This window comes from Aureibacter tunicatorum, assembly GCF_036492635.1.
Classification (GTDB): Bacteria; Bacteroidota; Bacteroidia; order Cytophagales; family Cyclobacteriaceae; genus Aureibacter; species Aureibacter tunicatorum.
On sequence record NZ_AP025305.1, the window covers coordinates 59,281 to 85,233 of the forward strand.

A 25,953-nucleotide genomic window follows, 5' to 3' on the forward strand; every position below is an offset into this window, starting at 1 on the left:
GATCTATTCGATTTAAATTCCAACCGTGAACGAAATTAGTTATGCATAAATTTGTAAAAAGCATTATAAGCTTCTCGTTGCAGAATAGGTTTTTTATATTCTTCATGACGGGAGTGCTGATCGTAGCTGGCCTTTTGAGTTTTAAGAATACTCCTATCGAGGCCTTTCCTGATGTGACCAATCCTAAGGTGGTGATTATTTCCCAGTGGCCTGGAAGAAGCGCCGAGGAGATAGAAAAGTTCATATCTATTCCGATAGAGATAGAGTTGAATTCCGTGCCGGGAAAAACCAATATTCGATCCATATCATTGTTTGGATTATCTGTCGTTACCGTGAGTTTTGGAGATGGCGTGGATGAGTTCAAGGCTCGGCAATTGGTGGCGAATAGGCTGATGAATGTGGATATGCCGGAAGACATTGTGGCAGAGATGCAGCCGTCTTATGGACCTACAGGAGAGATATTCAGATATACTTTGCAGTCGGATACCAAAACGGTAAGAGAGCTGAAAACATTGCAGGACTGGGTGATAGAGCGAAGATTGAGAGCTGTGCCGGGTATTGCCGATGTGGTGAGCTTTGGCGGCGAGGTGAAAACATATGAAGTCAGCGCGGACCCGGTAAAGATGGCTCAGTATGGGATTACTGCATTAGAGCTATATGAGGCTTTGGCGAACAGTAATATTAACGTAGGCGGCGATATTATTGAGAGAAACAATCAAGCCTATGTGGTGAGAGGAATGGGACTTTTGAATGATATTGAAGAAATAGAAAATGTCATCGTGGATAAGATTGACGATACGCCTATTTTGGTGAAAAATGTCGCAAAAGTATTCGAGAACCATATGCCAATGTTGGGTATTGTAGGCGTGAATGGCGAGGATAAAGTTGACAAATCCAATTTGGTGCAGGGTATTGTGGTGATGAGAAAAGGGGAAAACCCCGGTATCGTGATCGACAGGCTTAAAGATAAAATCGAACAATTGGAAAGAGATGTCCTGCCTGATGATGTGAAAATGGTTACATTTTATGATCGATCAAATCTAATCGAGTATACGACATCCACTGTTCTGAAAAATTTGTTTGAAGGGATTTTCTTCGTGATAATTTTCGTAATGCTCTTCATGGCGGATTGGCGAACGACATTCATGGTGAGTATCATAATTCCTTTATCCTTGCTATTTGCTCTGGTGTGTATGCGGATTCAAGGCATGTCCGCCAATTTACTGTCTTTAGGAGCTATAGATTTCGGAATTATCGTAGATGGAGCCGTGGTGATGGTCGAGGGGCTCTTTGTAGTGCTGGACCGAAAAGCCAAAAAGCTTGGCATGGATAAATACAACAAACTTTCCAAGCTAGGAATAATCAAGAAGTCAGGATCCATGCTTGGCAAGAATCTGCTTTCTTCCCAGTTGATTACCATTCTCGCTTTGGTGCCGATTTTCGCTTTTAGAGAAGTGGAGGGCAAAATGTTCTCGCCTTTGGCTTATACTTTTGGTTTTGCATTGTTGGGAGCTTTGATTATGTCTTTGACTTTAGTGCCGGCAATGGTCAGCTTCTTCCTCAATAAGGATGTGAAAGAAAAGGACAATTTCTTTGTGAGAAATGTCCATAAGTGGACGTACAATGTATTTGTTGGCGCTTTTAGAAAGAAGAAGCTTACGTTCACTATTGCTTTGGCTATATTAGTTGGAGGAATGGGTGCTGCAACGAAACTTGGAACGGAGTTTTTGCCTCAGCTTAATGAGGGAGCGATTTACATCCGTGCGATGATGCCGATAAGTACCAATCTGACGAAATCCCACGAGTATACAGAAGAAATTCGTCAGGTGATAAGATCGTTTCCTGAAGTAAAATCTGTATTGTCTCAGACAGGACGACCTAATGACGGAACAGATCCTACAGGTTTTTTTAACATTGAAATGCATGCTGAGCTATTTAAGCCGGAGGATTGGGAACGAGACATTTCCAAGGCCGAGCTTATCGAGGAAATGCAGCAAAAGTTGGAGAAGTTTCAAGGAGTGAATTTTAATTTTTCCCAACCAATTATGGATAATGTGGAGGAATCCGTTTCAGGAGTGAAGGGAGCGATTGCATTGAAAATATTTGGCAGAGATATCTTCGAGCTTGAAGCTTTGGCTAACGAAGCTAGAGTAGCTTTGAGCGATGTGGAAGGCATTGAGGACCTTAGAGTTGTGCCTTTGGGCGGTCAGCCTGAATTGCAGATAGACTTGAGCCAAGATAAGATGGCGCTCTATGGAGTGCAAACAAGCGACGCTCAAAGCGTGATAGAAATGGCTATTGGTGGTAAGGCAGCGACTCAACTTTATGAAGGAGAGAAGAAATTCGACATACGCGTCCGTTACCAAGAAGATTATCGCAAGAGCGCGAAGGAAATCGGAGATATCTTAGTGCCTACATTGAGAGGTTCGAAGATCCGACTGAAGGAAATCGCTGAGATAAAGAATGTGACTGGTCCGGCTTTCGTATTTAGAAGCGATAATGAAAGATTCGCCGCATTGACATTTTCTGTAAGAGGAAGGGATTTGGGTAGTACTATTGCCGAAGCCCAAGAAGTGTTTGGTGAAAAAGTTCAATTGAAGCAAGGAATGCATGCTAGTTGGAATGGCGAGTTTGAAAGCCAGGTAAGAGCTCAGAAGACGCTTAAGCAAGTAGTGCCGGTAGTATTTGTGTTGATCTTTATTGTATTGCTGACTACGTTTGGCAATGCGAAGGATGCAGGGCTTGTGATGCTGAATGTGCCGTTTGCATTGGTTGGAGGAATCTTTGGCTTGCACTTGTTTGGCGTTAACTTCAGTATTTCGGCAGGAGTTGGTTTTATTGCTTTGTTTGGTATATGTGTGCAAAATGGAGTGATATTGCTGTCGAAGTTCAAGTCCAATTTGCAAGAGCGGATGAGTTTGGACGAGGCGATTAGAAATGGAATTGATTCCAGAATCAGACCTGTGTTGATGACAGCTACGACATCGTTTATTGGTTTGATACCAGCAAGTTTATCTACGGGAATTGGCTCCGAGTCTCAGAAGCCATTAGCGATCGTTATTGTAGTGGGGATCATGACGGCCACGATATTGACTCTGTTTGTGTTTCCATTGATCTTTGAATTTTTCTATAAGAATAAATATAAAAGTCAAGAAAACAAGCAGAAGCCAGATCTTGAAAAACAACTGGCTTGATAATTTGAAATAAATATTAAAGTAAATTGAAAGCTTGCTTAAAATGGCAAGCTTTTTTCTTTTTTTAAAGAATAGGGGTTACCAAAATCTTATTAACTGTATATACTATCATAGAGGATAATATTTTTTTGTTTGCCTGAAATAATCATTTTAAATAGTGCTTGTTTCTTCATTTTTAGCATTAAATAGATCAAATATTTTGGGTTAAAGAAAAGCGAAAATGCTTCAAGTTCCATGGAAGCGATTTCGCTTTTTTTGTTTTTATTATTTGTTGCAAGAAGTAATTTGCACTTAATCTCTTTACTTTTTTCTGATAATCAGAATATTGTGAAATTCACAATACCGTGTGTATTGTAGATGATGATTTTCTTCGTTCTATATAATGAATGGATTTATTTTGAAATTATCATATATCACACGATGAGAAAATTTTTCATGTCATTGGCGCTGGCTGCGGTTTCTCTGTCGGTATCTACTGCGTTCGCGCAGCAGAAGCAAACCGAAGGAAATGTAGTAGCGTATTTCGGCGAAGAGGAGAAGATAGCTGTGCATGAAGGCTATGTTTTGCATCAATTTTCAGAGGGATTCTTTGTGGATTCCAAGCTTAATTATGGTAGAGTGCCAATCGCGCAAGATTTTCTTGCCAAGCAAATATTCGATGGCGCTTTCAATAAACCTGCTCAAGGGGCTGTTGCTGGAGTGACTAAAGATGGCGAAACTGTATCATGGGAAATGATCAATGCTTCCGAAGACCAGTTTTTCAATAATGAGGCTTTGAGAACAGGACATTTGTATTTGTCGTACGAATCCGACAAAGAGCAAGTCGCTTTGATGGAAGCCACAGCCAATACTGTAACATTTATCAATGGAATGCCTCATGAAGGAGACCATTATAATTTCGAGTGGTCACTGGTTCCTTTCCATATGAAAAAAGGGAACAATGATTTCTTGTTGACAGGAGGCCGATTCAATAAGATGAAGGCAAGGATCATCATTCCTGACCAGCCTGTACAATTTACTAAAAGAGATGTGACGTTGCCGGATTTGATCTTGGAGGAAGAAGGTCAAAAATGGGGTGCTATTCGTATTATCAATTCGACAAACAATTCGCTTAAAGGATATACTTTATCGGCTAAGGCTAATGGAGAGGAAATCGTATCCAAGATTTCTGTGATCTCGCCGATGAGCGTTAGAAAAGTTCCATTCCAAGTGGAGGATATCAAAGGCGGCGATGAAGGCGAGCTTTCTCTGGTATTGACGCTCAAAGATGCAAAAGGCGTGGTCTTGGATATTGCTGAAATGGAAATAAACAACCGCACGAAGCACAAGCATCATGAAAGAACATTTGTCAGCGATGTGGACGGCAGTGTTCAGTATTATAGCGTCGCTCCTTCTACTGACAAGAGCAGCAAGAATCAAGCGATGTTCCTTTCTGTGCATGGCGCGTCTGTGCAAGCGACAAACCAATCGAGAGCTTATGCTCAAAAGGATTGGGGATTTGTAGTAGCCGCTACCAACAGGAGGCCTTATGGTTTTGCTTGGGAAGATTGGGGAAGAATGGACGCAATGGAAGTATTGGCTGATGCTGAACAACTTTTTGAGACGAATCCTCAACATACCTATTTGACAGGACACTCTATGGGTGGACATGGAACTTGGTATTTGGGAGCCACTTACCCTGATCGATTCGCAGCAATAGCTCCTTGCGCGGGATACCCTGAGCTGTTGAGCTATGCAAGCAATCATGTGATGTACAAGCATGCGACAGGAAAGATAGGAGAAGGCGCTGTGGCGGCAATGTTTGACCGAGCGCAAAATCCAACAAAGACAAAGCAGCTGGGAAGAAACTATTTGCAGTCCGGAATTTATATCCACCATGGTAGCGATGATACCGTTGTTGATGTGGAGTTGGCGAGAGATATGAGAAATTTCTTGGGGCAATACCATACTAACTTTGTGTACTATGAATATCCGGGAGGAACGCATTGGTTTGGCAACGAAAGCGTTGACTGGAATCCGATTTTCAATTATTTCAAATGGCATAACAATCCTGACTCAAAGGATGTGAATCATATCGAATTTGTAACTGGTTCTCCTAGCGTGTCGGCGAGCAATCATTGGATTACGATCCAACAGCAAGAGACTTCCTTTGAATATTCAAAAGTAGACTTTGTGAAAGAGGATCATATCACAGGAACAACAGAAAATGTAAAGACGATTGTATTTGATCTGGCAAAAGCGAATATGGATCAAAATACGGTAATTGACATTGATGGACAAAAAGTTGAAGTTGCTCCTGCTGAAGACCAAGTTGTATTGCAAAAGCAAAGCGACAAATGGATTGTTATCAATGCAGTGAATGAAGATGAAAAATCTCCAGCTAGAAATGGCGGTTTTAGATCTTCCTTTGACAATAGAGTTGTTTTGGTTTATGGTTCCAAAGGCTCCAAGGCTGAAAGAGAATGGTATTACAACAAAGCCAGATTTGACGCTGAGACATTTTGGTACAGAGGCAACAGTACTTTGGAGTTAGTCAAAGACGTGGACTTCAACCCTAAGAAGTATCAGGATAGAAACGTAGTGATATACGGAAATGCCAACACGAATACAGCTTGGAACAAGCTATTGAAAGATAGTCCGGTGCAAGTGAAAAATGGCAAGATCACTATCGAAGGCCAAACGATGTCGGGAGACAATCTGGGAGCTTATTTTGTTCAACCTCGCAAAGACAGCAAAGTAGCTTCTGTGGGTGTTGTTGCCGGCACTGGAATCAAGGGCGCTAAAGCTGGTTTTGCCAACCAATACTTCTTGGCGGGCCCAAGCTTCCCTGATTTGATGATATTTGATGATAGCATGACAACCGAAGGCATGAAATCTGTGAAAGTATCAGGATTCTTTGGCAATGACTGGTCTGTTGAAAACGGCGATTTCGCTTGGAAAGAAGCTTTGTAACTTATAATAAAAGATATATTAACTTAAAGCCATTCCCTGCGGAGTGGCTTTTTTCGTTAAACACTTAATTCAAGGCATGAAAAATGGTCATGCATGGGTATATAATTTTTTAAAATATGACTGAAAAAGAAAAAATGCTTTCTGGTGAATTGTATTTAGCCTCAGATTCTGAATTGGAAATGGAAAGGCTTAGAGCGAAAAAACTTTGCTTCGAATACAATGGCGCTTTTGATACCAACAGACGCAATGAAATTCTTACTTATTTGCTGGGAGTTGATGTTGCTGAGATTCATATTGAGTCTCCTTTTTTATGCGATTACGGATATAATATTAAACTAGGCGGTTCCTTTTTTGCCAATCATCATCTGACCATTTTGGATTGTGCTCCAGTAACTATTGGAGACAATGTGATGATTGGACCAAATTGCGTGTTGACGACAGCGACTCACCCAGTAGATGCTAAAACAAGGCATTCCTTGCTTGAATTTGCCAAGCCTATAGTATTGGAAGATGGCGTATGGCTTGGAGCGTCAGTGACGGTTTGTCCGGGTGTTACTATCGGGGAGAATTCCGTAATTGGCGCTGGGAGTGTTGTAGTAAAGGATATACCTGCCAATACCGTGGCTGTTGGGAATCCTTGTAGAGTAGTAAGGAGAGTGAATTAATACAATATAAATATTAATTTAATTTAATTTTTGTTTTAATTATAATTGTATATAAAAATATAGGCTTTAATAATATAAAGTTTAATGTGTATTGTTATGTTTTTGTTTGATATGTGTGGCACTATTTTTTAATATTCAAATAAAATTTTATCCTTTAATTCTTGAAAGTGCAATTGTAAAATTATAACTTCAAGTAATATTAATTTTTTGTTGTGTATTAGTAATTTTTTCTTTTTAAACCTATGAGAATGCCTTGGAAGTGTTTCTTTATTCTTAATAGGTTTAAGGGGGATTAGTATCAAACAAATAAACAATCATTTCTTAATTAAGCCTATGTTAGAATTTTATTCGAACAAGGGAAGACGTATATCCAAATTATTATTTGCGTCATCCTTGCCGTTGATGTTAATGCAGGCTCCAAGCGTTTATTCCAAATCAAGTAATGTTATGGAAATAGCAGTGGAGTCAAGGCAAAATGAAAAAACCATTTCAGGAAGTGTGAAAGACTCAAATGGTGAGCCTTTACCAGGGGTTAATGTGATCGTCAAAGGAACATCCAATGGCACAATCACAGACTTTGACGGGAACTTTAGAGTTGACCTGTCAAGTGAAGATGCTATTCTAGTTTTTTCTTTTGTGGGTTATAAGTCTCAAGAGATTATTATCGGTTCCAAATCCATTGTGAATGTTGTCTTGGAGTCAGATTATACGCAACTAAATGAAATAGTTGTGGTAGGTTATGGTGTTCAGAAGAAGAGTGATGTTACAAGTTCTGTAGTTTCTGTCGATGCTGAGGAAATGAAAAAGGTTAGCGTTCCTAATGCAGCCTCAATGTTGCAGGGGCGAGCAAGCGGAGTTATCGTTACTACATCCGGGGAACCAGGAGCTGCACCTAATGTGACAATTAGAGGAATGTCATCATTGGGAGGTGGCTCTCCGCTATATGTTGTAGATGGGGTGCCTACAAATAGCTATTATCTGGATCCTAGCAATATTGAGTCAATGGAGATTCTAAAAGATGCAGCCGCAGCTTCAATTTATGGTACTAGGGCCGCTAGTGGAGTAATTTTGATAACTACTAAAAGAGGCGCTAAGAACCAAGGTATGAAAGTTGATTTTGACGCATCTTTTGGAATTCAGAATCCAACGAATCTGCAAGAAATGGCAAATTCATCCGAATACTTGGCTTTTGATAAAGTATTGCATGAAAATGCCGGACAAACAACGGATTTGGATTTAGAAGGTCAAGATATACCTGATACTGATTGGCAGAAAGAAATACAAAATAAAAACGCATTTCAGCAAAAATACAATTTAGGTTTACATGGCGGAGGAGAGAACTCTTCTTATAACCTTTCGGTTGGATACTTTGATCAAGAAGGAATGATTAAGGGAACTGGAATTCAAAGGTATTCATTTAGATTAAATACTGATTTTGAAAAAGGCAAATTTAGATTTTCGCCGAATGTTTCTTATACGAAACAAAAAGATCAGTATGAAACTACGAGTTTCACAGATGCTCAAAGAATGTTGCCTATTGTTCCAGTTTATGACGAAAGCAAATCAAGTGGTTATGGATATGGTTATTTGGATGGAAGAAACCCTGTAGGTGATATTGACTTGAAAACATCTGATGGTGAAACGGACTATGCTAACATCAATTTGAAGGTTGACTATCAGGTGATCGAAGATCTGAAGTTTACGGTGAGAGGAGGAATGGAAAAGACGGATTATTTCGGTTATTATCGCCATGCGCCTCACCAGATCTCATTGCAACAAGGAACTGATGATGCTGTGCATAAACTAGAAGATAACAATTCGAAAAGACTAAATCTGGTAGGTGAAGCATTTGCTACATATAACAAGAGTCTGGATAAGCATAGATTTTCTTTGATGGCAGGTACTTCTACAGAGGATAGATGGTATCGTAATTCTTATGTAACTATAGTTGGCAGAGATCAAGATGGAAATTCTGCTGGTTTTCCTAATGAGAATGGATCCACAATTGACGCAGGCCAAGGTGGAACATATAAGGCTGAGGGCTATGAAGAAAGAATACGTTACGTGTCTTTTTTTAGTAGAATAAACTACGCTTTTGATGATAAGTATATGGTGCAAGCATCCTTGAGGCAAGATGCTTCTTCTAAATTTGGTAGCAAAAATAGATGGGGAACTTTTCCATCAGTATCATTAGGATGGAATTTGCATAAAGAGTCATTTTTGGAAAATGTTGAGTTGATCTCTCAGTTGAAATTAAGAGGGGGGTATGGTGTTTTAGGTAATGATAGGTCTTTAGGAGCTTATAGCAAAACGGCAAGGTTTTATAGTGGAGGCTATCAAACAGCATATCCTATAGGAGTTGATGAAAGAATTGTGACTCCGGTATATAGCAAGGATCTTCAAAATGATGAATTGAGATGGGAGCAAACTATTGATATGAATATCGGATTTGATTTCGGATTATTCAACGATAAGCTTACAGGTTCTATAGAGTACTTTGACAAAGAAACAGAAGATATTTTAATGAGGACTTTAGTGTCTCCAAGCTCTGGAAAAGATGACCCATACACAAACCTAGGTAGCATGAAAAATAGCGGGTTTGATATGTCATTGACTTATCGCGATAGAATAAATGACTTTAGTTATTCAGTGACAGGGACATTGTCAACTTTGAAAAATGAGATAACTAAATTGAACAGCGCGGATGAAAAAATCTATGGTTATGATATTGCTTACAGGGGATCAGTTACGAGAACGTCTGTAGGCGAGCCTATATCCGCATTTTATTTATTGCAAGCTGATGGAATTTTCCAAAATATGGATGAAATATATGCTCATACTTCCACAGTGAATGGAGAGGCTGTGATAGTGCAACCAAACGCTAAGCCAGGGGATGTAAGATATAAAGATATTAATGGCGATGGTGTGTTGAATGATGAGGATAATATGTATAGCGGAAAATATTTGCCTGATTTGACTTATAGCTTTAATGTAAATTTAGGTTATAAGAATTTTGACCTTAGCATGTTCTTTCAAGGAGTCGCGGGAAATCAAATTTACAATGTTCAGAAACTGTACACTGAAGGCGTAGGTATGACAACTAGACAAGCTGTTAGTCAAGAAGCTGCTACAAACTATTGGTCAGAGAGTAATACAAACACAAATATTCCAAGACCGGCATTGAATGCGGTAGATAATGCTAGACATTCCACACGATTTTTAGAAGATGGAGATTACTTAAGGTTGAAGAATATTCAAATAGGATATGTACTTCCTAAAGCTATTTTGGAAAAAATTAATATTGAAAGATTAAGAGTTTTTGTAAGTGCTGATAACCTTTTCACAATTACAAAATACACAGGAATGGATCCTGAGATCAACTCTAGAATTACAAATACATCAACAGATAGGTTGAATGCTTATACTTTGGGAGTTGGTTATCCTGGCTATCCAATGGGCAAGACGTTCTTGATGGGAGTGCAACTGAATTTTTAATCTGGATTAAAAACTAAGAAAATGAAATTAAAAAATATATTTTATTCTTTATTGTTTTGTTCTTGTTTCAGTATGGGTTGCGAAGATCATCTGAAATTAGAAGACCCTACTAGCCTTAATGCGGATTCATATTGGCGCAACGAAGCAGATGTTTCAAATACATCTTTGGCTATGTATTCAATGTTGACACCAGGAGGTTGGAGATACCATGAGTATTATATTGTGCCAGGAATTTTAAGAGGAGATGATGTGGCAGCTTTGCCGGGAGCAACTCAATATGACTATATTGCTAATGTTCCTTATTTTAATAATAAACCTTCTAATCCTTGCGCTGATCAAGTGTGGAACAAGATGTACGACGTTATAGGTCAAGCTAATCAGATCTTAAGATATGTCGACGGTGTTGAGATGAGTGATGAAAGCAAGGAAAGGTATAAAGCTGAAGCAAGAGCTATGAGAGCGTACGCTCATTATGAATTGCTGAGAAGTTTTCATCAGATCGTTATTGCGGATGCTGATCCGGACGGGTTGGATCAATTGAACCGCCCTTTGAGCACAAGAGAGGAAGCATGGAATTTTATTGAGACAGAATTAGAGTCTGTAATTTCTGTTTTGCCTAAAGAATGGGATGATTCGGAGTTTGGCCGTATAACAGCGGGAGCAGCTCAAGCTTTTTTGGGGACAGCGTATTTGTACCAAGGCAAATGGGCTGAAGCTGAAAAGGAGCTTAAGGCTGTTATTAATAATTACAATTATTCATTAGAGCAGAATTACTCTACATTATTTGATGGAAGCAATGAGAATAGCTCTGAGATAATATTTTCACAAAGATTTACATTGCAAGAGAATGGTACTGCTTACAAGTACAACCAGATGGCAATTGCCAATCATGCGGATGGATGGTATATGTGGAAACCTTCTGATTATTTGATGGCTGCATTTAGAGAAGAGGAAACAACAGATGGCTCTTATGACAAGCGTATGTTTGGATCTGTCCTATGGTATGAAGAAGGAGTGGACGTTGAGTTTGATGGAGAGTTGTATACTTTGGAAAATTCTTGTTTTAGAAAGTATACTGAAAATAATACAGCTGTAAGCTCAGGAAGATCATTTGCTGATTATATAACCATGAGATATTCGGATGTATTATTGATGTTGGCCGAAGCATTGAATGAGCAAAATAAAAATGATGAAGCATTGCCATATTTAAATCAGATTCGTCAAAGAGCAGGTTTGGAAAACTTTTCTAATTCTGATCAAAATAATTTGAGACAGCAGATTAGAAAACAACGATTGTTGGAATTTTGCTTGGAGAGTAAGCGATTTTATGATTTGGTTAGGTGGGGTAATGTGAAGGAGCAGTTAACCAAAGCAGGTCATGCTGGAGCTGATAATTTTAAAATAGGCATTCATGACTACTTTCCAGTTCCTCTTTCCGAAACTAATAATAACCCTAGCGTAGATCCTACTCCAGGCTTTTAATTTCTAGAAAACTATGAAAAGAAATATATATAAATTAGGCTTGATAGCTCTTACTGTTTTTGGAGGTTTATCGTTCCAATCCTGTGAAGAGGTGCCTGTATATGAGCAAGAATATACTTCAGTAGTAGTGCTTAATGATCATGAGTCTACTGTTGTAAGTGAAATAGATGTTAATTCTGATGAAAATCAAGTATTTACTACAACAGTAAAACTATTAAAAGAAGAATATACTAATCTTGACAAAGATGTGAATGTCGAGTTGGTTATTGATTCCACTTCAACAATCATTGAAAATGGAATAGTAAGTATCGAGCCTAGTAATTTTACCATTGGACCAAATAGTCAGAGTGTTGAAGTAAAAGTGACTGTTTCTCCAGAGGCTTACAGAGGTAGTTACTCCAATCAAACTTTGATTAAGTTGAAAAGTGATTCGGAGGATTTGTCACCCATGATTGGTGGCTGGACCTTCAAACCAGGAATTATTAATTCTTCAGAATGGGTTGGACCATTTGAAACATTGGTATGGAATCATGGTGGAGAAAATGTAGGGAATGAAGAAGCCTTTGACTGGTCATATTACGCAAGACTTGAGGAGCATAATGACCCAGATAAGATGATCATCAAAAACTTCTGGAATGCAGAGGGTGATGGAGGAAGTGATATCTTGATAAGATTTGAAGGAAAAACTTCAGGTTATGTGATTGTGTCGGATGATAGTGATGAAGAGTTTCAAAATGTTGTGAGTCACTGGTGGGATCCAAACCCGATGGTGGTAGTGAACGATACGATTGGTACCTTTAAAATCGAGGGTAATGATAAGATTATTGATATAGCTTATCACCTTGAGTCCACTTTTCCTGATGGGTATGTGTGGACCTCGGATGAAATCATAAGAATGAAGAAGCTTGATTTATCATCATTAGAAGGTATTATTCATCATGATTGGGTAGCCTCAGGCAACTCTTTTGCAAATGATGAGGAAAATACTTGGACTTATATGGACTTGTGGTCGGGCGACTTATCTTGGGGCGGTACTGGCACTACATTCGATTTATGGAGAAATAGTGTGAAAAATGGTCAAAACTATGATGCTCATATTTTATATGTTTATGATCAATCTGTAATAGGAGTTGTTGATGCTGGACAACCAACTTTGACGCTTTTAGAAGAAGGAGTTGAAATAGGCCCTGATTCTGAATGGGTTAAGCCAGAGTCAGGAGGACAGGATCATTATCCTATTGTTTCCACACCTTCACTGACAGATAGTCATGGAAAAACGGTTTATTTGGGAGTGAAAATTAATAATATTTACGATCCTTCATATGTTCATTATGGTTGGATAAGATGTGAAATTTCAGCAGATGGCATGACTGTTACATATTTGGATGCAGCATTTAATCAAAAGCCGGAAACATCAATTTTAGCAGGACAGAAATCAAATTAATGATTTTTAATTTATATAGAAAGGCGAAGAATGAAGATTCTTCGCCTTATATATTTATGATTAGTTAATGTCGTTTTGTTAAGGTTTTGAACCTAATTTTTTTTCATTTAGCTTCGTTGTCAGAGTCTAAACATCAAATGCAGATCAATGATATACGGACATGGAGATGATCGTTACCAATATGGAAATGATATAATAGCAAATTTCAGCACCAATGTTTGGAGCGGAGATATGCATCCGCAAGTCAAGAAAGCGATGCTTCGGGCGGTGGAATTATCACAAGCTTACCCTTCACCTAATGCGGATGAACTTGCTGATATTATCGCTGATTTTCATCTTTTGAATTCTGAAAGTGTTTTGGTATGCAATGGTGCCACGGAAGCTTTTTATTTGATTGGGCATGCTTTCAAGGGAAAAACGGCGACGATATTTTATCCAACTTTTGCGGAGTATGAAGATGCTTGCGCTAAGCATGATATTGCCTTGGAGTTTCACCCTTGGGAATCTTTGATGACACAGACTGTCAATACCGATTTGGCTTTTCTTTGCAATCCCAACAATCCAGACGGCAGGCATATTTCTATCAACCAGGTCCGAAATATTATCCAAAATTCACCTCACACCTGTTGGGTTATTGATGAAGCTTACATTGATTTTATGGAAAATGAAGCAACATCATGCCTTAAGCTATTGGAAGAGTATGATAATTTGATAATTGTCAAGTCATTGACGAAGCTCTTCACTATTCCAGGAGTTCGATTGGGCTATGTGCTGACTTCATCGAGATTGCGTGAAAGCCTTTTGTCTTGTAAAATGCCTTGGTCAGTCAACAGCTTTGCGATAGAGTCAGGCAAAGCTATATTTCAAAATTATGATATTTTAAAGCCGGATACGAAGCAAATATTTCATGTCAAAGAGCAATTTATTCACGATTTGTCAGGATTGAGTTGTTTTGACATATTTCCGTCATGCACTCATTATTTTTTATTGAAATTAATCAAAGGAAAGTCATCGGAACTTAAATCATTTTTGGCTGAAAATCATAAGATATTGATTAGAGACGCCTCCAACTTTTATGGCTTGGATGATAATTATATACGTCTTTGCACACAGTCTCAGGATAAAAATGAATTGCTAATCAATGCCTTGAAAGAATGGAATGGATAAAGATATTGCCTGTATGGATTGGGTACTTATTGGATTTGATATTTGGCGATCCTCGTAATTTTCCTCATCCTATTCGTTGGTTTGGCCATGCGATTTACAAAGGCGAAAGCATATTGAATAGAGGGTCATTTCAGGCAAGGCTTTTCAAGGGAGCTTTTATGGGAATACTGTATATCTGCTTTGTATTTGGTGTATTCTATTGGCTTGAGAACTTGTTGGCAATCAATATTTATGCTCAGGCTATTTTTATATCTGTCGGCGTGTTTTTTTCTTTAGCCAATAGGAGCTTGATAGACGAAGGAAAGGAAGTATTCAAAGCTCTAGGGGATAGTCTTGAAAAAGGTCGAAAAAGACTCTCTTGGATAGTCGGCAGAGAGACTGAAAACTTGAATACCCATCAAATCAGGATCGCGACATTCGAGACAATGTCCGAAAACCTTAGCGATGGTGTGGTTGCTCCTTTATTTTATTACGCTTTGCTAGGCTTGCCGGGAGCAATGGCTTATAAGATGGCAAATACTTTGGATTCGATGATTGGTTATAAGAATGACAAATATCTTTACTTTGGAAGGTTTTCAGCCAAGTTTGATGATGTGGTCAATTATATCCCCGCCAGATTAACGGCGTTCATGATGTTGTTGGTGACTGGCAAGCTTTTCGGAATTGGATTTGTGTTGCGAGAAGGCAAAAAGCACACAAGTCCTAATGCGGGGTATCCTGAAGCTTCATTGGCTTATATACTGTCATGCCGGTTTGGCGGTCCAAATTACTATCACGGCAAGTTGGTAGACAAGCCGTATATTGGCGTTAATGACAGGGCAGTAAGCCAAGAAGATTTTAAAATTGTGGAGCAAGTCAATCATCGGGTTTGTTTGTTGACGATTGTGTTGATTGCTTTGATTCAGTGGATGATATTGGGCTAGTTATGCGAAAAAAATACATTATCACAGGTCCCCCCGGAGCAGGGAAAACAACTCTTTTAAAGGCCTTGGAAAGTAAAGGAATTTCATGCATGGAAGAGGCTTCTCGAAAGGTGATCATGCGTGAACAAAATAATAACGGTACAGGGACGCCATGGCAGGATATGAACAAATTTTCGTGCTTGGTTTATCAACAGACAATGAAAGATTTGCAGAGTCGAAAAGACAGTATTTTCTGCGACCGAAGCTTGTTGGATAATGCGGCTTATCTTCAGTACGCTGACTTGAAGAATGAGATTTTTTTGGAGGAATTTGATTATGATCGTTATTATCAGCGGAAAGTATTTTTTGCCCCATCTTGGGAGGAAATCTATGAACAAGATGAGCAAAGACCTGAAAAGTTCGAGGAGCTGAATGGGCTAGATAAGGTCTTGATTGATACTTATAGGCAAAAGGGGTATGATTTGATATTTTTGCCAAAAAAGTCAGTAATCGAGAGGGTTGAGTTTGTTCTCCAACATGTGGAATCTGAAAAAACAAAGAGTATTGTTAGCTAGAAATTTTATTATTCTTCTATTAGTCTTGTGATAAAGTACTCATCATTATAAAAAATTGCTAAATTGTAAGCGATGATGGTTCTTGAATGCGATATTCATTCGAGATTAAAAGGGAATCCCGTTTAAATCGGGAGCTGTACCCGCAACTGTAAGCTTTTTGAGGTTTTTGACAAAGTGCCACTGTCGTATGAGGAAGATGGGAAGGCGTCAAAAATGAAGCAAGCCAGGAGACCTGCCATTTGCTAGTATGTTATTTTAACTTTCGGGAATAAAAGTTGAATATCGAGCCTGCCTTCGCGCCATGTTTTATTTACATGTGCTTGATCCATTTTTTTCCCGAGTCAAAACGATTTTATGCAATACAATGCTGAATGTCGTCAGAGTCTCCACGGGATTATGGAAATTCGTGACAATTTTTTGAAAATCTGCGGTGATAATACCTGCAAGCTGATTAGTGTTAATGTTTTTGCTCATTTGATAACTGGATAATATGGGCAAGGATTTAGCGAAAGTCAAGCATACATTTTTCTTCTGCGAAGGCGGTTCTTGCAAGAAAGCCGGCGCAACGGAAGTTATACGTTCATCAAGAGCGTATCTAAGAAATAACGGTTTATGGAATAAAGCGCACACTGTCAAGACTCATTGCAATGGCAGGTGCGAAGACGCGCCTACCTGCGTGATTTATCCGGGGAATCATTGGCATAAAAATCTAACGAAGGACAGCGTTGTCGAGGTAATCAAAGGACATGTTGGTGATGACAGCTTGGATGACAAGCATTTATTATTCAAAGAGTCTTGGACGAGTATCAAATCAGATAATGAAAGAAAGCCAATTAAACCAAAGCCTTTTGAGCTGAAAATAGACCATCAATATGGCGAAGTTTATGCAACAAAAGGTTTTGCTTCTGACCAATATCTGCATCCGCTTTTTTTATTTCTGAAGAACTGCAAGAGCAATTCGGGTTTTTCTCTTGCGGATGGAAGAGTTTTACATTTTAGGCATTTGCAGGAAGTTAACTATAACGCTCCTTATGCATTGCAATTGATTTTTGAGAATGTTAATACGCCTTTGGAAGTAATTATCGGTGTGTTGCCTAAGTCCATAGATAAAAGTTTTTGGGAGAGAAAAATCACTTCGGCAGAATATATTCAAACCGCAGATCAAGATCAAAGAATCATAAGATTAAGTAATAAAAATGGCCAGTGGATAGGCAGTGTCGAGTTGGATAACTCTGATGAGGAGTTATGGAATTATTGTCAGGAAATACAGTTGCTAGGCACTTATTTGAATAAATCAATCGAGGTAAAATAATGAAAGGAATATTGCTTTGCGGACATGGGAGTCGCACCAAGTCAGGTACAGATGCTTTCAAGGCACTGGTGGGAATACTTAAAGAGCGTTATAAAGATTATGAAGTCGATTATGGCTTTTTAGAGTTCAACCATCCTGTCTATGAAGCGTCAATAGAGCGAATGTATCAAAAGGGCGTAAGGGAAATTTATGCTTTGCCGGTGATACTTTTTGCTGGGTCTCATGCCAAAAACGATATTCCTTATGAGATGAATACGATTCAGAGTTATTACGAAGATCTGACGATAAAAATGGGCAGGCATATCGGGGTGAGCTCATATTTAGTTGAACTAACAAAACAAAGAATCATTGAGAGAGAGCAAGAATTGCCTCATGTTGATCGAAAAGAATCCTGTCTTTTAGTTGTGGGCAGAGGCACGACAGATACCGATGCCAATTCAGATGTCCATAAGTTGGCTTGCATGGTGGGCGAAGGAATGGGCTTTGGTTTCACTACAGTTGCTTATAGCGGAACAGCTTACCCTACAGTGCCGGAAGGTTTAGCATTGATTGACAAGTTTGGCTTTAAACGGGTGATTGCTGTTCCTTTTTTCTTCTTTACAGGAATATTATTGCAGAGAATTTATAGCCAAATAGAAGAGTTCAACGGAAATTCTTCAACAGAATATATCTACACCGATGCTTTTGGGACGGATGAACTGATGTTGAAAGCATTTGATGAGAGATTGGATGAAGTTGTCAATGGAAACCCGAACATGAATTGCCAATTATGCAAGTATCGAAAGCAGATTGTAGGTTTCGAAGAGGAGCAAGGCAAAGAGCAAATAGGTCATCATCTGAATGTCAAAGGAGTGCTTTTCGAAGAAGATGAAAAGGTGGGCGACAAGGAAAATATGACTTCAAGGTTTAAAAAGTTATTGGGGATTTGATGATGAAAACGGGAAAAATATTTGGAGTGTCATTAGGTCCGGGAGATCCTGAATTGATAACTGTCAAGGGTTTGAATATTCTTAAGAATGCTGATAAGGTATATTATCCGGGTTCGCACTTTAAAGATGGGAGCAAGGCTAGCTACGCAAAATCCATAATTAACTGCTATGGTTTGGATGAAAGCAGGCTTCAAGGTTTTTATCTCAAAATGTCGGACGATAGAACTCAAGCCCAAAGCGTGTATGATGAGATAGCATCGCAGATATGGGATGAATATGTCGAGGGTAAGAATATTGCGATCATTAGCGAGGGCGATTTGAGTACATTTAGCTCTTTTTCATATTTATTGGCGAGACTTGAGAATGCCGGAGCTAATATTGATTTGGTTCCGGGAATTACATCTTATGCTTTGGCGGCAGCGGAGCATAAGAAACCCCTGACCCTTGGGGAAGACCGGATGCTGATCCTGCCTCGCGTCAGATCGGTTTCTCAGCTTTGTGAAGCTTTAGACAATTTTGAAACAGTGGTTTTGATGAAAATCAGATCAATCATGCATGTCATAGAGGAAGTGTTAGAAGACAGAATGGTTGAAGTTTTTTATGCGGAGAGACTAGGAACTGAGCAACAATTTACCACTGAAAATTGGCTGCAAGTTGCGAGCCGAGAAGTCCCGTATTTTTCACTTATGATTTTAAAGAAATGAAAATAACTGTTGCTGGTTTAGGACCGGGTAATCATGAATATGTATTGCCAATAGTGCAGAGAGCATTGGCGGAAGCTGAAGTAATCATCGGCTATGATTATTATTTCCAATTTGCTGAAAAATGGATAGATCCGAGCGCTGAGCTTATCTCCATGCCATTGGGAGATGAAGAAAAGAGAGCTTATAGAGCAATAGAAGAAGCTTTGAAAGATAAAAGAGTCTTGGTAATTGGCTCTGGAGACGCAAGTGTGTACTCTATGGCAGCGATAGTTTATGAAATGACAGCCAAGCGAGATCATGATGAGATTGATTTGGAAACCTTGCCGGGAGTTTCTGCATTTTTAGCCGCTGGAAGTTTGCTGGGAGCTCCTTTAGGACATGACTTTTGTTGTATTTCGCTTTCTGATCTGATGACTCCTTGGGGAACTATTGAAAAACGAATCCGAGGCGCGGCTATGGGAGATTTTGTTACCAGCTTATATAATCCCCGTAGCAAGAAAAGGTATTGGCAGCTGGAGAGATTGAGAAAAATCTATTTGGAAGAAAGATCAGCAGACACTCCAGTAACAATTGTCAGACAAGCGACTCGGCCTGAGCAAGATATTAAGATTACCACACTTGGAGAATTGGATGTAAATGATGTTGATATGTTTTGCCTAGTAATGATCGGCAATTCACAAACTTTCAGGCATAAGAATCACTTGATTACTCCTCGAGGTTACCTCAACAGAAAACCTAAAACAGGCGGCGAAATTCAACAAGAGAGTTTCAGGATAGTCAGTGAGCATGTGAGCCAACTTCCGTTTAGCACTTCGGACAAATGGGCTGTTACCAGATTGGTTCATACGACTGGAGTCATGGATGATCATCAATATTATAAGGCAAGCTTGCAGGCAATCGATGTGATTTCTGATCATTTGAAGAAAGGAGGAGAAATAGTAACGGATGTTACAATGGTGGCTTCAGGTATCACGAGAGCATTTGTCGGTAAATACGGCAATGCTGTTCATTGTCTTTTGAATGAAAAGGAAGCCTATGAAATCGCTGAAAGTGAAGGTATAACCCGCACACAGGCAGGCATGCAATTGGCAATGAAGAAATTTCCAAATGCCCTGTATGTAGTTGGAAATGCGCCAACGGCATTATTTGAGATCACCGATAAGCTTAGAGAAGATGACAGCTTTTGTCCTGCAGGAGTTGTTGGTGTGCCAGTTGGCTTTGTAAATGTGATTGAATCCAAAGAACAATTGAGTCAGGTTCAAAATGTACCGTGGGTCATTGTTGAAGGAAATCGTGGAGGAAGCAATATTGCAGCTGCTTTGGTCAATGCGGCTTTCACTTTGGAACAGGCGGAAAACTATTATTAGATGAAAGAAGCTCATCAACATATCGACTTCTTTTTGATAGGAATAGGAGATGCTAAGCCGAGCCATTTTTCGGCTGAAGTGTTAGGGGTTATTGATTCAGCCAAATACTTTTCCGGAGGAAAAAGACATTTTGAATTGGTTAAGGATTTATTGCCAGACGGCTTTCAGTGGATTAATATCGAAGGAAGCATGCAGCGTCTTGCGGATCAATATCAATCGCTTAATAGCCAGCTTGTCGTCTTTGCGTCGGGAGATCCGTATTTCTATGGTTTTGGCAATACGCTCAAAAGGCTTCTTCCGGAAGCTAAGCATCATTCATTTCCTTATTTCAACAGCTTGCAAATCTTGTGTCACAGGCATGCGATCAATTATAATGAATTAGTGAGTGTGACAGTGCATGGCAGAACTTGGAAAGCTCTTGATACAGTTTTTATAGAAGGAAAAAGGTTGATAGGTGTGCTTACTGATCAGCATAAGTCACCTCAAGCGATTGCCCAAAGGATGTTGCAATACGGTTTTGATCAATATCAGATGTTGGTGGGACAGAATCTGGGAAGCGATAGTGAGATAACAGGGATCTATTCTTTGGATGAAGCCCAGAATCAGAAATTCTCAACGCTAAATTGTGTTTTGCTGATCGCTGAAAAAGAACAAGCGTATCGATTGGGAATACCTGATGAAGAATTTGCTCTTCTTGATAATCGCGCAAAAATGATCACCAAGATGCCTATTAGGCTTGCGACTATTCAGGCTTTGGAACTTCATCAAGCTGAGACCTTTTGGGATATCGGGTTTTGCACGGGTTCTGTGGCTATAGAAGCGAAGAGATTATTTCCAAGAATAAACGTTCTGGCGATAGAAAGAAGAGAAAAGTGTGAAGGCATCATACAAGAAAATGCTGAGCGGTTCTCTACTCCGGGAATCGAAATATTGATGGGTGATTTTTTCGAATTGGATTTGAAAGCATATCCAATTCCTGATGGTGTATTTATAGGCGGACACGGAGGAAGGTTGGAAGAAATGATCAGAATACTTTTTGAAATTAACCCTAATATAAAGTTAGTCTGTAATGCTGTTCAGGATTCTACTTTTGAGACTTTTTTAAGAGTTAGCGAAGAACTAAAAATGAGCATTCAGACCTTGCAAATGCAGACAGATGACAATAATCCTATTCGCATCATGTCAGCAAAAAAATTGACCAACAAAGAAAACTACTGTTAAGATGATAAAGAAAATATGTTTCATTGCCTTCACTGACCAAGGAATACGATTGTCTCGTATGTTGCAATCTCAATTTCCAAAATCAGTTGTTATAAGCACAAGAGATTCCGAATATGAAGAAGTTTCTCAAGTTGAATCTATTGATGAATATTTGAAAAATAATTTTCAGAAGACTGATGCATTTTGTTTCATCGGAGCATTGGGGATTTGTGTGAGAAAGATCGCTTCTCTTCTTAATGACAAAAGAGAAGATCCGGCAGTTATTTGCTTGGATGAGAAAGGAAGCTTTGTGCAGTCTGTTGTCAGTGGTCATATCGGTGAAGCAAATGATTTGGCTAAAAAAGTTGCTTCAATAACCGGAGGCCAAGCAGTAATCTCAACGGCAAGTGATGTGCAGGATATTTGGGCATTGGATACATTGGCTCAGAAATATGACTGGATTTTGAAGTCCGACCATTCTATGAATGAGTTGATATCTATTTTTGTAAATCAAAAACCGACAGCGGTATTACTTGAATTAAAAGACAAAGGAACGGAGTACTTGGAAAAGTCAGTGCCGGAATTTGTTGACATTTTTTATACTCAAGAAGAATTGGATCATGAGGATTATGAACTTCTTATTGTGGTTAGCAATAAACGAATTTCAACAAATGTCCCGACATTATATTACATCCCAAGGTCTCTATGTGTGGGTTCTGGTTGTTCAAAAGAACTTGATTCTGATATTTTTCAAAATAGGCTAAAAGAGGAAATAGAAGAGCTGGGGTATTTTTTCGAATCAATAAAGACATTGAATTCTGTAGACATTAAAGCTCAACAACAAGCTTATTTGGATTTTGAAAAGTCCAATAATGTTCCTTTTCAGACTTTTAATAATGATGAAATCGACACCGTACAAGTTCCTAATCCTAGCGAAGTAGTCATGTCCAAGATTGGAGTTCAAGGAGTTTCGGAGTCTACAGCGATGCTTTCAGCTGGGCAAGACAAATTGCTTTCGGAGAAGAAAAAGATCATTCTGGACAATGGAGAGAAATTTACTTTCGCTTTGGCATTGGATAGATCTTTTGAGCGAAAAGGAGAAATCGCGATCATCGGTGCGGGACCGGGAGATGAAGCTTTGATTACTTTGAAAGGGAAGGAATATCTTCAAAATGCTGATTGTGTCTTGTATGCCGGAAGCTTGATCCCTGAAGAAATGACCAATTGGTGCAAGCAGGGGGCTGTAGTCAGAAATTCCGCGATGATGACGCTTGAAGAGCAGTTGGAATTGATGACAGAGCATTATCAAAAAGGGAATTCAGTTGTTCGTTTGCATTCTGGCGATCCGTCGATATACGGGGCTATTCAAGAACAAATGTCGATCATGGACGAATTAGGTTTTGAGTATTTCATAATACCGGGGATTTCTTCGTTCAGTGCGGCAGCGGCGGCGTTAAAATCGGAATTTACAGTGCCGGAAGTAGTTCAGAGTATTATTCTGACCAGAGGAGAAGGAAAAACGCCTTTGCCTCCATCGGAAAATCTTGAAGAAATGGCTAAGCATAAGGCGACAATGTGTGTGTTTTTAAGTGCTGGATTGGCGAAGAAAGTTCAAGCCCAGTTGCTCAGTCATTATGATGAAAATACGCCTGTGGCTGTGCTTTACAGATTGACTTGGAAAGACGAGGAAATCTATCAGGGTGAATTGAAAGATCTTGCGCAGATCATTAAAGACAGTGGCAAGACTCGTACGGTGCTGATCATTGTCGGTCATGCTATCGGAGCAAGGAAAAACCGCTCATTATTATACAGTCCAGACTGGAAGCACATCTTCAGAACAGGAAAGAAGTTTAAAGCGGTGAATTAATATGAAAATAACAGATTCCCCCTTCAAGGGGGATTAAGGGGGATGTTATATCAAATACCTCTGATCTCAAAATAATAAATAAATTTTAGCTAGATGCTTAATTAAGTCAACATGATACTAGTATTCGGAGGAACGACAGAAGGATTAAAAGTAGCGGATTTGCTGGAGCAATCAGCCATTAGCTTTGTCTATTCAACTAAAACAAAGGTTGAGATAGCTGACAGGCAAGGCATGCTTTATCGATTTGGCGCTTTTGATTTGGAGAGTCTATCTGAATATATAGCTGAAAATATGATTGAGTTAATCATCGATGCCAGTCATCCTTTTGCCGTCGAACTTCATGACTTGCTGGCTGAGTTTTCTCAGTCGAATCCCGTGAAATTAATTCGATTGGAAAGAAAATTTCCACCTAGATTAAGTGATGAGAAGATTACTTATGTCAATGATACAAATGAGGCTTTGGCACTTTTGAATAGTCGTTATCAAGGCAAGACTTTGGTTTCATTTACTGGTGTTCAGTCCATTGTGAAACTAAAGGAGTTTTGGGAAAATAATGTGTCCTATTTCAGAATATTGAACCGAAAAAGTTCTATGAGTTTGGCTGAAGCAGTTTCTTTTCCGATTGAAAATTTGATCACTACTGCGATGAGCAAATTAGCATGTGAAGAGAAGGAATTGCTGAAAAGGCATAAAGCTCAAGTTGTTTTGCTGAAAGAGTCCGGTGAAAGCGGTGCTTTTATGACCAAGATAGAGGCCGTCAAATCTTTAGGTTTAGAATGCATAGTCATCAAAAAGCCGGAATTACCTCAAGCGTATCAACAAGTATTTTCTTGGGAAGAGTTGAAAATGATTTTTGAAGGAAAGGAGGAACTATGGGCTTGAAAAAAGTACCGGAAGGTCCTTTGAGGGAAGGCTTTACGACAGGTACTTCGGCTACTGCATCGGTTAAATCCGCTTTGCTTTCGATCATTCATCAAAAGGCTCAAAATAATGTCGATGTCATATTGCCGGCAGGCAAGGTATTGAATATTGAAATTCATTCTTCTGAGTTTGGGGAAAATTGGGCTAAATCTTCAGTGATAAAAGATGCCGGAGATGATCCGGATGTTACAAATGGAGCAGAGATAGGCTGTGTCTTGAGATTGAAGAAGGAGCAGACGATAGATTTTTACGCGGGAGAAGGAGTGGGGACAGTAACTTTGCCCGGTTTACAGCTTAATGTGGGAGAACCAGCGATCAACCCTGTGCCAAGGACTATGATGAGCAGTGCTATTCATAAGTTGTTTCATGACTATGAATTGGAAATGGGAGCTGATGTGGAAGTTTTTGTTACGGATGGTAAAGCATTGGCAAAAAGAACGCTTAACGAGCGAGTGGGAATTATGGGAGGGCTTTCCATTTTGGGTACTAGCGGTATTGTGAAGCCTTATTCATCATCATCGTATATCGCAAGTATTGAGCAGGGAATTGATGTGGCGGTTGCCAACGGCATTGAAGAATTGGTGCTTAATTCCGGAGCACGAAGCGAGAAATACCTAAAGAACATTTTTCCAGATTTTCAGGAACAGGCATTTATCCACTATGGCAATTGGATAGGGGAAACTTTGAAAAAGCTCCATTCTTCAGAAATCAAAAAAGCGACCATCGGTATCATGTTGGGAAAGGCAGTAAAGCTCGCTCAAGGTAATGCAGACACGCATAGTTGTGTTTCATCTTGGAATAAAGAATATGTAGCCAATTTGGCGGAATCAAATGGATACAGTGCTGTGAGGGAATTGATATTTGGGTTGAATATGGCCGGCAGGTTAGTGGAGCTTTTTCCTTTTGAACAGGAAGAAAAATTTTATCAAGCTTTGCTTGGTGACTGCATGAAGCAGATCAATCGGATTATAAATAATAAAATTGAAATAGACATTTTTCTATTGGGAAAAAATGGAGAGAAAGTAAAACACACACAAAAATGATAACAGGAACATTCATAAGACCTCTAATGGCAGGAATACTTCATTCTTTTGAGCCTGACCATGTCACAGCGGTATCTGTACTGGCGACAGAAAAAGCGATTACGAAAGAAAAAGTGGGCTTTGGCACTGTATTTAAAGCATCGCAATGGGCTTTGGGACATTCTGTAACGCTTTTATTGTTTGGCGCGATAGCTTTGGCCTTTAGGTCTGTAGCGGAAGTTTTTGTACATAATATCTCACATTGGGCAGAACTTTCAGTAGGCCCCATTATGATTTGGTTGGGAATCTCAGCCATTAGGAGAAATCATAAAATCAATGAGATACTTCAGGATCATAAGAAAATCGAAGAACATGATCATACGGACAGCAATCCGATTCACTTGCATGGAAAGTCAGGCGAGGAAATCGCAATGAACCCTATGAACAGATCTTTTTGGGTGGGCATGTTGCATGGATTGGCAGGCACAGGAGGCGCTCTGACTTCTGCTTTGGTAATCAGTGCTCCTACGGTTACTGATGCAATATTAATATTATTGATCGAGTCTTTAGGGATTGTGCTGGCTATGGGAGTGTATAGTTATTCATTGGTAGTGGTGATGAGCAGATTTTTGGAACGCAACATGGCTATTTTCAAGTGGATGAATGGAGTAGCAGGCTTGATGTCTATGGCTATAGGTGCCTATTGGATTTATAACGCACTTTCAGATATGTTGGCATCATAATTTTTTTGAAGA

18 protein-coding genes and 1 riboswitch are annotated in these 25,953 nt (G+C 39.3%); all 18 genes read left to right on the forward strand.

Features of this window, described 5'->3' with window-relative positions:
• Window positions 1-41: 41 nt before the first annotated feature.
• The 18 genes from AABK36_RS00245 (at window position 42) to AABK36_RS00330 (ending at window position 25,941) form a co-directional block, all read left to right on the forward strand.
• Complete coding sequence (locus tag AABK36_RS00245; protein ID WP_309937000.1) at window positions 42-3,194, forward strand: efflux RND transporter permease subunit; 3,153 nt, start codon at window positions 42-44, stop codon at window positions 3,192-3,194.
• A gap of 420 nt (window positions 3,195-3,614) precedes the next feature.
• Window positions 3,615-6,146, forward strand: coding sequence for a carboxylesterase family protein (locus tag AABK36_RS00250; protein WP_309937001.1), 2,532 nt, complete (start codon window positions 3,615-3,617; stop codon window positions 6,144-6,146).
• A 116-nt stretch (window positions 6,147-6,262) separates the two neighbouring features.
• Window positions 6,263-6,811, forward strand: a complete 549-nt coding sequence (locus AABK36_RS00255; RefSeq protein ID WP_309937002.1) for a sugar O-acetyltransferase — start codon at window positions 6,263-6,265, stop codon at window positions 6,809-6,811.
• Between the two features lie 333 nt (window positions 6,812-7,144).
• Window positions 7,145-10,306, forward strand: coding sequence for a SusC/RagA family TonB-linked outer membrane protein (locus tag AABK36_RS00260; RefSeq protein ID WP_309937004.1), 3,162 nt, complete (start codon window positions 7,145-7,147; stop codon window positions 10,304-10,306).
• 21 nt (window positions 10,307-10,327) lie between these two features.
• Window positions 10,328-11,788: a RagB/SusD family nutrient uptake outer membrane protein gene (locus AABK36_RS00265; RefSeq protein ID WP_309937005.1), complete on the forward strand. Its 1,461-nt coding sequence runs from the start codon at window positions 10,328-10,330 to the stop codon at window positions 11,786-11,788.
• A gap of 13 nt (window positions 11,789-11,801) precedes the next feature.
• Entirely contained in the window at window positions 11,802-13,232 is a 1,431-nt protein-coding gene (locus AABK36_RS00270) for a hypothetical protein (protein WP_309937006.1), read from the forward strand.
• Between the two features lie 147 nt (window positions 13,233-13,379).
• Window positions 13,380-14,399, forward strand: coding sequence for a pyridoxal phosphate-dependent aminotransferase (locus tag AABK36_RS00275; RefSeq protein WP_309937007.1), 1,020 nt, complete (start codon window positions 13,380-13,382; stop codon window positions 14,397-14,399).
• Entirely contained in the window at window positions 14,387-15,322 is a 936-nt protein-coding gene (gene cbiB / locus AABK36_RS00280) for an adenosylcobinamide-phosphate synthase CbiB (RefSeq protein ID WP_309937008.1), read from the forward strand. Before AABK36_RS00275 ends, cbiB begins: the two co-directional genes overlap by 13 nt.
• Before the next feature lie 2 nt (window positions 15,323-15,324).
• Entirely contained in the window at window positions 15,325-15,876 is a 552-nt protein-coding gene (locus AABK36_RS00285; protein ID WP_309937009.1) for an AAA family ATPase, read from the forward strand.
• 59 nt (window positions 15,877-15,935) lie between these two features.
• Window positions 15,936-16,130, forward strand: a riboswitch (cobalamin riboswitch).
• Window positions 16,131-16,366: 236 nt separating this feature from the next.
• On the forward strand, window positions 16,367-17,188 hold the full coding sequence (locus tag AABK36_RS00290) for a (2Fe-2S) ferredoxin domain-containing protein (RefSeq protein ID WP_309937010.1): 822 nt from the start codon (window positions 16,367-16,369) through the stop codon (window positions 17,186-17,188).
• Window positions 17,188-18,117 (forward strand): sirohydrochlorin chelatase, encoded by a 930-nt coding sequence (locus AABK36_RS00295; RefSeq protein WP_309937011.1) that lies wholly within the window; start codon window positions 17,188-17,190, stop codon window positions 18,115-18,117. Before AABK36_RS00290 ends, AABK36_RS00295 begins: the two co-directional genes overlap by 1 nt.
• Window positions 18,117-18,821 carry a precorrin-2 C(20)-methyltransferase gene (gene cobI, locus AABK36_RS00300; RefSeq protein ID WP_309937012.1) on the forward strand — a complete coding sequence of 235 codons (705 nt, stop codon included), beginning with the start codon at window positions 18,117-18,119 and terminating at the stop codon, window positions 18,819-18,821. The genes AABK36_RS00295 and cobI overlap by 1 nt, the downstream gene beginning before the upstream one ends.
• A complete protein-coding gene (cobJ, locus tag AABK36_RS00305) occupies window positions 18,818-20,188 on the forward strand; it encodes a precorrin-3B C(17)-methyltransferase (RefSeq protein ID WP_309937013.1) in 1,371 nt (456 codons plus the stop codon). The genes cobI and cobJ overlap by 4 nt, the downstream gene beginning before the upstream one ends.
• Complete coding sequence (gene cbiE / locus AABK36_RS00310) at window positions 20,189-21,409, forward strand: precorrin-6y C5,15-methyltransferase (decarboxylating) subunit CbiE (protein ID WP_309937014.1); 1,221 nt, start codon at window positions 20,189-20,191, stop codon at window positions 21,407-21,409.
• Between the two features lies 1 nt (window position 21,410).
• Entirely contained in the window at window positions 21,411-23,255 is a 1,845-nt protein-coding gene (gene cobM, locus AABK36_RS00315; protein WP_309937015.1) for a precorrin-4 C(11)-methyltransferase, read from the forward strand.
• 111 nt (window positions 23,256-23,366) lie between these two features.
• Window positions 23,367-24,137, forward strand: a complete 771-nt coding sequence (locus tag AABK36_RS00320; RefSeq protein WP_309937016.1) for a precorrin-6A/cobalt-precorrin-6A reductase — start codon at window positions 23,367-23,369, stop codon at window positions 24,135-24,137.
• Window positions 24,128-25,219 carry a cobalt-precorrin-5B (C(1))-methyltransferase gene (locus tag AABK36_RS00325; protein ID WP_309937017.1) on the forward strand — a complete coding sequence of 364 codons (1,092 nt, stop codon included), beginning with the start codon at window positions 24,128-24,130 and terminating at the stop codon, window positions 25,217-25,219. Before AABK36_RS00320 ends, AABK36_RS00325 begins: the two co-directional genes overlap by 10 nt.
• A complete protein-coding gene (locus AABK36_RS00330; RefSeq protein WP_309937018.1) occupies window positions 25,216-25,941 on the forward strand; it encodes a hypothetical protein in 726 nt (241 codons plus the stop codon). Before AABK36_RS00325 ends, AABK36_RS00330 begins: the two co-directional genes overlap by 4 nt.
• Window positions 25,942-25,953 lie beyond the last annotated feature (12 nt).

Bases quoted from the DNA above. Each gene is read 5' to 3' on its own strand.
- AABK36_RS00325 (WP_309937017.1), top strand. From the start codon at position 24,128: ATGGGCTTGAAAAAAGTACCGGAAGGTCCTTTGAGGGAAGGCTTTACG.
- cbiB (WP_309937008.1), top strand. From the start codon at position 14,387: ATGGAATGGATAAAGATATTGCCTGTATGGATTGGGTACTTATTGGAT.
- AABK36_RS00290 (WP_309937010.1), top strand. From the start codon at position 16,367: ATGGGCAAGGATTTAGCGAAAGTCAAGCATACATTTTTCTTCTGCGAA.
- cobM (WP_309937015.1), top strand. From the start codon at position 21,411: ATGATAAAGAAAATATGTTTCATTGCCTTCACTGACCAAGGAATACGA.
- AABK36_RS00260 (WP_309937004.1), top strand. From the start codon at position 7,145: ATGTTAGAATTTTATTCGAACAAGGGAAGACGTATATCCAAATTATTA.
- cobJ (WP_309937013.1), top strand. From the start codon at position 18,818: ATGAAAATAACTGTTGCTGGTTTAGGACCGGGTAATCATGAATATGTA.
- AABK36_RS00295 (WP_309937011.1), top strand. From the start codon at position 17,188: ATGAAAGGAATATTGCTTTGCGGACATGGGAGTCGCACCAAGTCAGGT.
- cobI (WP_309937012.1), top strand. From the start codon at position 18,117: ATGATGAAAACGGGAAAAATATTTGGAGTGTCATTAGGTCCGGGAGAT.
- AABK36_RS00250 (WP_309937001.1), top strand. From the start codon at position 3,615: ATGAGAAAATTTTTCATGTCATTGGCGCTGGCTGCGGTTTCTCTGTCG.
- AABK36_RS00245 (WP_309937000.1), top strand. From the start codon at position 42: ATGCATAAATTTGTAAAAAGCATTATAAGCTTCTCGTTGCAGAATAGG.
- cbiE (WP_309937014.1), top strand. From the start codon at position 20,189: ATGAAAGAAGCTCATCAACATATCGACTTCTTTTTGATAGGAATAGGA.
- AABK36_RS00265 (WP_309937005.1), top strand. From the start codon at position 10,328: ATGAAATTAAAAAATATATTTTATTCTTTATTGTTTTGTTCTTGTTTC.
- AABK36_RS00270 (WP_309937006.1), top strand. From the start codon at position 11,802: ATGAAAAGAAATATATATAAATTAGGCTTGATAGCTCTTACTGTTTTT.
- AABK36_RS00320 (WP_309937016.1), top strand. From the start codon at position 23,367: ATGATACTAGTATTCGGAGGAACGACAGAAGGATTAAAAGTAGCGGAT.
- AABK36_RS00275 (WP_309937007.1), top strand. From the start codon at position 13,380: ATGATATACGGACATGGAGATGATCGTTACCAATATGGAAATGATATA.
- AABK36_RS00330 (WP_309937018.1), top strand. From the start codon at position 25,216: ATGATAACAGGAACATTCATAAGACCTCTAATGGCAGGAATACTTCAT.
- AABK36_RS00285 (WP_309937009.1), top strand. From the start codon at position 15,325: ATGCGAAAAAAATACATTATCACAGGTCCCCCCGGAGCAGGGAAAACA.
- AABK36_RS00255 (WP_309937002.1), top strand. From the start codon at position 6,263: ATGACTGAAAAAGAAAAAATGCTTTCTGGTGAATTGTATTTAGCCTCA.